This window comes from Mesorhizobium sp. M1E.F.Ca.ET.041.01.1.1 (assembly GCF_003997355.1).
Taxonomy (GTDB): Bacteria; Pseudomonadota; Alphaproteobacteria; order Rhizobiales; family Rhizobiaceae; genus Mesorhizobium.
Map to the genome: position 1 here is coordinate 1 of NZ_RZSL01000228.1, position 9044 is coordinate 9044.

At 63.5% G+C, this 9044-nt stretch carries 9 protein-coding genes and 1 pseudogene; 2 read left to right on the forward strand and 8 right to left on the reverse strand.

The window, feature by feature from the left end; genetic code table 11:
* Positions 1 to 116: pseudogene (locus EOA38_RS40435) on the forward strand (dehydratase); the annotation flags it as partial.
* Positions 117 to 216: 100 nt separating this feature from the next.
* Here the strand turns inward: EOA38_RS40435 and EOA38_RS19045 are convergent.
* From EOA38_RS19045 to petA, 4 genes are all read right to left on the reverse strand, one after another.
* Entirely contained in the window at positions 217 to 762 is a 546-nt protein-coding gene (locus tag EOA38_RS19045) for an adenine phosphoribosyltransferase (protein ID WP_126092363.1), read from the reverse strand.
* A 99-nt stretch (positions 763 to 861) separates the two neighbouring features.
* A complete protein-coding gene (locus tag EOA38_RS19050; protein WP_126092362.1) occupies positions 862 to 1719 on the reverse strand; it encodes a cytochrome c1 in 858 nt (285 codons plus the stop codon).
* Between the two features lie 19 nt (positions 1720 to 1738).
* Positions 1739 to 3043, reverse strand: coding sequence for a cytochrome b N-terminal domain-containing protein (locus EOA38_RS19055; RefSeq protein WP_126092361.1), 1305 nt, complete (start codon positions 3041 to 3043; stop codon positions 1739 to 1741).
* 17 nt (positions 3044 to 3060) lie between these two features.
* Positions 3061 to 3621, reverse strand: a complete 561-nt coding sequence (petA, locus tag EOA38_RS19060) for a ubiquinol-cytochrome c reductase iron-sulfur subunit (RefSeq protein ID WP_126092360.1) — start codon at positions 3619 to 3621, stop codon at positions 3061 to 3063.
* A 313-nt stretch (positions 3622 to 3934) separates the two neighbouring features.
* Here petA and EOA38_RS19065 point away from each other — a divergent pair, with 313 nt between their 5' ends.
* Complete coding sequence (locus tag EOA38_RS19065; RefSeq protein WP_126092359.1) at positions 3935 to 4279, forward strand: cupin domain-containing protein; 345 nt, start codon at positions 3935 to 3937, stop codon at positions 4277 to 4279.
* A 108-nt stretch (positions 4280 to 4387) separates the two neighbouring features.
* On the opposite strand, the gene EOA38_RS19075 is transcribed toward EOA38_RS19065, so the two are convergent.
* The 4 genes from EOA38_RS19075 to EOA38_RS19090 are packed head-to-tail and all read right to left on the reverse strand — an operon-like array spanning position 4388 to position 8927.
* Entirely contained in the window at positions 4388 to 4699 is a 312-nt protein-coding gene (locus tag EOA38_RS19075) for a DUF6665 family protein (RefSeq protein WP_126092358.1), read from the reverse strand.
* Between the two features lie 9 nt (positions 4700 to 4708).
* On the reverse strand, positions 4709 to 6592 hold the full coding sequence (locus EOA38_RS19080; protein WP_127299959.1) for an ABC transporter ATP-binding protein: 1884 nt from the start codon (positions 6590 to 6592) through the stop codon (positions 4709 to 4711).
* On the reverse strand, positions 6589 to 8484 hold the full coding sequence (locus EOA38_RS19085) for an ABC transporter ATP-binding protein (RefSeq protein ID WP_126092356.1): 1896 nt from the start codon (positions 8482 to 8484) through the stop codon (positions 6589 to 6591). Before EOA38_RS19085 ends, EOA38_RS19080 begins: the two co-directional genes overlap by 4 nt.
* Positions 8485 to 8510: 26 nt before the next feature.
* Complete coding sequence (locus EOA38_RS19090) at positions 8511 to 8927, reverse strand: hypothetical protein (RefSeq protein WP_245464903.1); 417 nt, start codon at positions 8925 to 8927, stop codon at positions 8511 to 8513.
* Positions 8928 to 9044 lie beyond the last annotated feature (117 nt).

The window sequence follows — 9044 nt, forward strand, 5'->3', positions numbered from 1 at the left end:
GCCCCCTTGCCGGCCGCCCCGGCTGGAGCCTGCTCACGCTGCGTTCGGAAGGGTTCGCTTCGACCGGCGACAAGGTCATCGAGTTCGCCAGCGCCGTGCTGGTGAAGGTGGAGTAGTGAATGGTGAATGGTGAATGGTGAATGGCGATGGAGAGTAGTGAGTAGTGAGTAGTGAGTAGTGAGTAGTCACTATTCATTATTCATTATTCACTACTCACTAATGTCCCTCGAACCCGATCAGCGTCCTCACCGGCACGCCGAGCGCCTCCAGCTTCCGGCGCCCGCCGAGATCCGGCAGGTCGATGACGAAGCATGCGGCGACGATATCGGCGCCGATCTGCCTGAGCAGCCTCACCGCCGCTTCAGCCGTGCCGCCGGTGGCGATCAGGTCGTCGACCAGGATCACCTTCTCGCCCTCTAAAACGCCGTCCTTGTGCATCTCCATCTCGTCCAGCCCGTATTCGAGGCTGTAGGCGACGCGCACCGTTTCGTAAGGCAGCTTGCCCTTCTTGCGGATCGGCACGAAGCCGGCCGAAAGCTGGTGCGCGACGGCGCCGCCCAGGATGAAGCCGCGCGCCTCGATGCCGGCGATCTTGTCGATCTTCAGCCCGGCATAGGGATGCACCAGCTCGTCGATGGAGCGGCGGAAGGCGCGAGCGTCACCCAGCAGCGTGGTGATGTCGCGGAACAGGATGCCGGGTTTGGGATAATCCGGAATGGTGCGGATGGCCGCGAGCAGCGTGTCTTCGAGGGAGGATTTCATGGGCGGTTGATCCGTTGCCGTACAGTTTTGCCGGCAAGCAGCCGAAAAGAAAAGGGCGCCCGTTCGGCGCCCTCGCATTTTTCTGAAATGCCAGACGGGTCAGTGCGCCACGTCGGCCCACACCTTGCGCTTGGTCATGTAGACCAAGGCGCCGAACAGCACCAGGAACACCAGCACGCGGAAGCCGGTCTTCTTGCGGTCCTCGAGATGCGGCTCCGCCGCCCACATCAGGAAGGCTGCGATGTCGCGCGAATACTGGTCGACCGTCTGCGGCGAGCCGTCGTCATAGGTCACCTGGCCGTCCGAGAGCGGCTTCGGCATCTTCAGTGACACGCCGGACAGGAAGTACGGATTGTAGTGCGTGCCTTCCGGGATCACCATGCCGGCCGGCGGCGTCTGGTCGTAGCCGGTCAACAGCGAGTGGATGTAATCCGGGCCGCCCTGGGCGTACTGGGTGAAGATGTCGAAGACGAAGCGCGGGAAGCCGCGCTCGACGCCGCGCGCCTTGGCAAGCAGCGACATGTCCGGCGGAGCGGCGCCGCCATTGGCTGCAGCGGCGGCCTGCTCGTTCGGGAATGGCGCCGGGAAGTGATCCGACGGCTTGCCCGGGCGGTCGAACATGTCGCCGGCATCGTTCGGGCCGTCATGGATGGTGTATTCGGCGGCGAGCGTCTTGATCTGGCCTTCAGAATAGCCAAGCCCTTCCAAGGTGCGGAACGCCACCAGGTTCATCGAGTGGCAGGCCGAGCAGACTTCCTTGTAGACCTTGAGGCCGCGCTGCAGCTGGCCCTTGTCATAGGTGCCAAACGGGCCGGCGAAGCTCCAGCTCATTTCCTTCGGCTCGTTGATCGGGAAATGCGTCGGCGCTGCCTCTTGATGCCCTTCCTGGGCAGCGGCGACCATTGTGCCCGCGGCCACCAGGCCAAGCAGCGCCAGCGAGGTGAGAATCTTCTTCATGCCAAATCCCCTCAGATTCTCAGCCTTTGGTTTCCGGCGCGCTCACCGCGCCTGCCGGATGCCCGCCGGCCCCCTTGTTCTTCTTTTCCAGCACCGCTTCGGTGATCGAGTTCGGCAGCCTGCGCGGCGTCTCGATCAGGCCGAGCACCGGCAAGACGACCAGGAAGAAGGCGAAGTAGAACAGCGTCGCCATCTGCGCCATGAACACGTAGCTGCCTTCCGCCGGCTGCGAGCCCAGCCATCCCAGCAGGACGGCGTCGGCCACGAACAGCCAGAAGAACAGCTTGTACCAGGGCCGGTAGACCGCCGAGCGCACCTTGGAGGTGTCGAGCCACGGCACCAGGAACAGCATGGCGATGGCGCCGAACATGCACAGCACGCCGCCGAGCTTGGAGTTGATCGGCCCGATATTGAAGGTGATGGCGCGCAGGATCGCGTAGAACGGCAGGAAATACCATTCCGGAACGATGTGGGCCGGCGTCTTCAGCGGGTTGGCGACCGTGTAGTTGTCCGGGTGGCCGAGATAGTTCGGCAGATAGAAGACGAAATAGGCGAAGAAGAACAGGAACACGATCATGCCGAACGCGTCCTTGATGGTGGCGTAGGGCGTGAAAGCGACCGTATCGGTCTTCGACTTGACTTCGATGCCGGTCGGGTTCGACTGGCCGACGACGTGCAGCGCCCAGATGTGCAGCACGACGACGCCGGCGATCATGAACGGCAGAAGGTAGTGGAGTGAAAAGAAGCGGTTCAGCGTCGGATTGTCGACGGCGAAGCCGCCGAGCAGCAGTTCCTGGATCCAGTTGCCGACCAGCGGAATGGCGCTGAAGAAGCCGGTGATGACGGTGGCGCCCCAGAAGCTCATCTGGCCCCAAGGCAGCACGTAGCCCATGAAGCCGGTAGCCATCATCAGCAGGTAGATGATGCAGCCGAGAATCCAGAGCAGCTCGCGCGGCGCCTTGTAGGAACCGTAGAAGAGACCGCGGAAGATGTGGATGTAGACGGCGACGAAGAAGAACGAGGCGCCGTTGGAATGGAGGTAGCGCAAGAGCCATCCCGAATTCACGTCGCGCATGATCTTCTCGACCGAATCGAAGGCGAGATTTGTGTCGGACGTGTAATGCATGGCCAGCACGATGCCGGTCAGGATCTGCGCCACCAGCATGATCGACAGGATGCCGCCGAACGTCCACATGTAGTTGAGGTTGCGCGGCACCGGATAGGCGATGAAGCTGTCATAGACCAGCCTGGGCAGCGGCATGCGCGCATCGACCCAGCGTCCGATGCCGGTCTTCGGCGTGTAGGTGGAGTGTCCCTCGCTCATCGAAATATCCCCCTGCCTCAGCCGATAAGAATCTTGGTATCGGAAATGAATTTGAATACCGGGATCGCCATGTTCTCGGGCGCCGGGCCTTTGCGGATGCGGCCGGCTGTGTCGTACTGCGAGCCGTGGCACGGGCAGAACCAGCCGCCGAAATCGCCTTCCTGGCCGAGCGGGATACAGCCGAGATGGGTGCAGACCTGCACCATCACCATCCAGGCTTCCTTGCCGGGGGTGGTGCGGTTGGCGTCGGTCGCCGGCGCGTCGGAGGGCAGGTTGGCGTTGCGCGCGATCGGATCCTTGAGGTCGTTGAGGCTGACAGCCTCGCCGTCCTTCATCTCCTTCTCGGTGCGGTTGCGCACCACGACCGGCTTGCCGCGCCACTTGACGATCAGCGAACTGCCGGGCTGGAGCGAAGAGACATCGACCTCGACCGAAGCCAGCGCCAGCGTCGAGGCATCCGGCTGCATCTGGTCGATGAACGGCCATGCGACGGCGCCTGCGCCGACCACGCCGGCCATGCCGGTGGCGATATAGAGAAAATCGCGACGGTTGGGATCGTGGATGTCGGTTGCGCTCACGGGTGCCTGATCCTTTCGCCTCTTTCCGTGCCGGCGGCCGAGCCTTGTCCCCGCTCAATCGCGCCGGCCCGACAGCGCATGGCGAACAGGCTAGCGAATTCCTCCGGCATTTGGAGGTTCGGTTTATGCGTGAAGCCCGTTTTTGTCCAGACGGGTGAAGGCACAAGGGCAGATTGTCGCGGGGATGTGCCGCAGCCTGGGTTGCCGCTCCGCCTGCGCAGCGTCAGACACCGTGAAACAGAGGGAAATCTTGGGCGAAATCGGGGCCTTGTCAACCTCGACAGGAACCGCTGGCCCGGTCTAATCTCCGGCCATGGCGCATGTCATCGACCGCGACAAATGGGCGAAAGCCCCGGACCGCTGGCAAGGCGAGCTGCAATGCGGCGCCTTCGGCTCCAGAAGCTGCCTGATCTTCAACTATATGCCGGGAATCGGCGGCGGCCCGCGCCTGCACAAGCATCCCTATGCGGAGATCTTCATCATCCGGCAAGGGAAGGCCCTCTTTACCGTCGGCGACCAGCGGATCGAGGCGTCCGCCGGCCAGATCCTGATCGTGCCACCCGACACGCCGCACAAATTCAGCAATCTCGGCCCCGGCCCGCTCGAGACCACCGACATCCACGAGAATGGCAGCTTCATTACCGAATGGCTTGAATAGGTTTCCTAAAGCGCGTCGCGCTGAAACGGATTCAGGCGACGCGCTTTAAGTCCTTGTCTTGATGCATGTCGTTGCCCCAGAACCGTGTACACTTCTGGGCGACATGCATTAGCTGGCGCCGAGCCTGACCAGCACCGCCCTCGGGATGTTGTATTCGCGGATCACGGCGTCGTGCCGGCGAAAGCCGCAGAGTTCGCGTTGGATGAAATAGCCGTGGACGGCGTCCGCCGCCTCCTTGAGCAGCCGGTTGCGATGCTCGCCATCGCCGTTCTCACGCAGCTTCGCCAGCGTCTCCTCGACGCGCTGGCCGGCGCGGCCAAGGGCCGCCGCCTTCTCGGCGAGGATCTCGTGACCGAGCAGGTCGAGCGCGCTTTCCTGCACGCCTGAGCGTCCGAAATTCGAAGGCATCCGTACCGACATGACCGTTTTCTACTCCGCCGGCCGCGTCTCTTCCAGCACGCTTTCCTCATTGAACAGGAAGCCGCCGGACTGCCGTTTCCACAGCCGCGCATAGAGCCCGTCGAGCGCCACCAGCTCGTCATGCGTACCCTGTTCGACGATTTGCCCGCCATCGAGCACCACCAGCCGGTCGAGCGCGGCGATGGTGGACAGCCGGTGCGCGATGGCGATCACGGTCTTGTCCTCCATCAGCCGTGCCAGATTCTCCTGGATCGCCGCCTCGATGTCGGAATCGAGCGCCGAGGTCGCCTCGTCGAGGATAAGGACAGGCGCATCCTTGAGGAAAAGGCGGGCGATCGCGACGCGCTGCCGCTGGCCGCCGGACAGCTTCACGCCGCGCTCGCCGACATAGGCCTCGTAGCCGACGCGCCCGCGATTGTCGCGCAGGCCCATGATGAAGTCATGCGCCTCGGCTTTCCGCGCCGCGGCGATCACTTGGCTGTCGGTCGCGCCCGGCATGCCGAGCTTGATGTTGTCGCGCAGCGAGCGATGAAAGAGCGCGGTGTCCTGGCTGACCACGCCGATATTGGCGCGCAGAGAATTCTGCGTCACCTCGGCGATATCCTGGCCGTCGATCAGGATCTTGCCGCCCTCGAGATCGTAGAGGCGCAGGATGAGATTGGCCAGCGTCGTCTTGCCGGCGCCCGACGGGCCGACCAGTCCGACCTTCTCGCCCGGCCGCACGACGAGGTCGATGCCGTCCAGCACCCCTGCCCCTTTGCCGTAGTGGAAGGTGACGTTCTTGAGGTCGATGCGGCCGCCGCCAACCACCAGCTCCTTCGCGCCCGGCGCATCGGTCAGGCCGAGCGGCTGCGTGATCAGCGCCTTGGAATTCTCGAGCACGCCGAGATTCCTCAGGATACTGTTGAGCTGCATCATCAGCCGACCCAGCAGCATGTTGAGTCTCAGCACCAGGGAAAGCGTGAAGGCGACGGCGCCGACCGTGATCGAACCTTCCACCCACAAGTAGATGGCGAAGGCGGCAATCGCAGTGATCATGGTGCCGGAAAGTGTCGTCAGCGCCATGCGCACGCCGGTCAGCCTGCGCGTGAACGGCCGCAGCGCATCGAGATAGATATCGAAGCCGCTGCGGATGTAGCGGTCGTCGCCGTCGGCGGCGAAGAGCTTCAGCGTCTGCACGTTCGAATAGGAATCGACGATGCGGCCGTTGATCATCGAGCCGGCCTCGGCGGTCGCCTCGGCATGTTTGCGGACCGCCGGCAGATGGAGCCTGGCCACACAGCCGAAGGCGACGATCCACACCACCACCAGCGCCGCCAGCCTGAGATCGAGGCCGGCAACCAGCGCCAGCGTCGTCACCGTGTAGACGACCATGAACCAGACGACCTCGATGAAGCTTTCCATCAGATCGCCGGTTGCCTGCCCCGCCTGCCAGACTTTCGTGGCGATGCGGCCGGCGAAATCGTTCTGGAAGAAGGCATAGGACTGTCGCGAAACATGCCGGTGCGCCTGCCAGCGCACCAGATTATAGAAGCCCGGCGTGATCGTCTGTTCGTCGACCAACGCGGCCAGTCCGACGACCGCCGTGCGAATGATAAGCACGACCGCGCCCATGAACAGAAGCTCGGGGCCGGCGGCGGCCCACAACGCATGCCAGCTGCGCTCGCCGGGAAGCTGATCGAGGATATCGACCAGCCGTCCGACGAAATAGAACAGCCCGGCTTCGACCAGCGGCGCGATGCCGCCAATGATCAGCATGGCGAAGAAAGCGAGCTTCGCCTGCCCGACATAGTGCCAGAGGAAGCCGCCGACGCTGGCGGGTGGCCGAAGATTCGCCGGCTCGCGGAACGGGTAGACCCAGTGCTCGAACCAGCGATAAACGGCTTTCATCATTCCGCGGCTTCACCCTTGGCATCAAAGTCGTGGGCAATCGCATCGTTGGCGGCCTCGGCCGGCACGTCGTCGAGCAGGAAGCCGCCCGACTGGCGCTGCCAGAGCTGGGCATAGAGCCCGCCTTTGGCGACGAGTTCCTCATGCGAGCCTTCCTCGATGACGCGGCCCTTGTCCAAGACGACGAGCCTGTCCATCGCTGCAATGGTCGACAGCCTGTGCGCGATGGCGATGACGGTCTTGCCCTGCATCAGCTTGTAGAGGTTCTCCTGGATCGCCGCCTCGGCTTCCGAATCGAGCGCCGAGGTCGCCTCGTCGAGGATGAGGATCGGCGCGTCTTTCAGCATGACGCGGGCAATGGCGATGCGCTGCCGCTGGCCGCCGGACAATTTGACGCCCCGATCGCCGACATGGGCATCGAACCCCTTGCGGCCGCCGTGGTCGGAAAGCGCACCGATGAAATCCAGCGCTTCGGCCCGGCCCGCCGCCTCCAGCAGCATCTCGTCGGTCGCGTCGGGGCGGCCATAGAGGATGTTCTCGCGTACGGATCGGTGCAGCAGCGAGGTGTCCTGGGTCACCATGCCGATCTGCGCGCGCAGCGAATCCTGCTTCACCGCCGCGATCTCCTGGCCGTCGATCAGGATCCGGCCGGCCTCGAGGTCGTAGAAGCGCAGCAGAAGATTGACCAGGGTCGACTTGCCGGCGCCGGACCGGCCGACGATGCCGACCTTCTCGCCGGGCCTCACGGTGAGCGACAGGTTCTCGATGACACCCTTCTGCTTGCCGTAGTGGAAGCGGATGTCCTCGAAGCGGATTTCGCCGCGGGTGACGGCAATATCCCTCGCATCCGGCCTGTCCTCGACCAGGCGCGGCAACGAAATCGAAGCGATGCCGTCCTGCACGGTGCCGATATTTTCGAACAGCGCCGACATCTCCCACATGATCCACTGCGACATGCCCCACATTCTGAGCACCAGGCCGATGACCACCGCTACCGCGCCGATCGTGACCGCTTGATCCAACCACAGCCACAGCGAGATGGCGGTGACCGAGAACAAGAGCAATGCATTCAGAATGTAGAGCGAGCCAAAAAGCACGGTCACCAGCCGCATCGACCGGTAGACCGTGTCGAGGAAGCCTGCCATGCCCTCCTTGGCGAAGGCCGCCTCGCGGCGTGCATGCGAAAACAGCTTGACCGTCTGGATGTTGGTGTAGCTGTCGACGACGCGGCCGGTCATGCTCGAACGCGCGTTGGCCTGTTCCTCGCCGACCTTGCCCAGGCGTGGGATGAAGAAGCGCAAAAGCCCGATATAGCCGACCAGCCAGACGGCGAGCGGCGCGGCAAGGCGCAAGTCTGCCGAGCCGACGATGAACAGCATGCCGAGGAAATAGACGATGACGTAGTTGAGGACGTCGAGCACCTTGATGACGCATTCGCGCACGGCGAGCGCCGTCTGCATCAGCTTGGTGGCGATACGGCCGGCGAATTCGTCCTGATAGAAGCTGATCGACTGCTTGAGCAGGTAACGATGCACCTGCCAGCGGATGCGCATCGGATAATTGCCCATTAGCGTCTGCTGATTGAGCAGCGAATGCAGCCAGACCGTTCCCGGCAGCGCGAACAGCACGATGAAGGCCATGCCGGCGAGCTTCCAGCTCTCGGTCTCGAGGAAGGTTTCGCGGTTCTGCCCCGACAGCCAGTCGACGATGCGGCCAAGGAAGCCGAACATCCACACTTCCGCGATGGCAATCGCCGCCACCAGCACCGCATCGCCAAGGATGTAGGGCCAGGCGCCGCGCGTGTAATGCAGGCAGAATGCTATCAGCGTCTTCGGCGGCTCGACCGGCTCCGCGGCGGGAAATGGATCGAGCCTGTTTTCAAACCAGCGGAACATTCCGGGGCACTCGACTGTCTATGCGCTCAGGCAGCGCGGGATTGATGGACAAGCTTTCTCGGCCGCGCTGCGCCGCGGGCCGGCGATACGGAATCAACTGCATCGCCGGCCCTGCTTCGCGCAATATAGGGTGTCGCGGGCTTTTCGCCGACAGGCTCGCCAGAGGATGCTGACGGCTCCGAACCTCCTGACGAAAGGCTGTCGCCAGCCCGTGCTTTTTCGCCCGGTCGGAACAGCCTCGCGACACGGCGCACCAGCGAAGGCCGGCTGTGGTCGGGCACGGCGCGCGAGAAGTCGACATCCGGCAGCATGCCGCGATGCGGACGCCGGCGCTCCTGCGCATGTACCGCCGACGAATAGGTCTCGCCGATCAGCAACGCCCAGGTCGCCATCTTGCGCTCGTGCAGGCTTCTCGAGCCGGGTATTCTGAATGGATCGAACATCGGTCCGTCCTCCATGTGCAAATGCGTTAAAAAGGGTGATGCGAGTTCGACCTCCGGCATTCGGCCGGAGGGTCGAATTGCATCGGTCAGGACATGACGACGAGCGTCGGTCCCGGC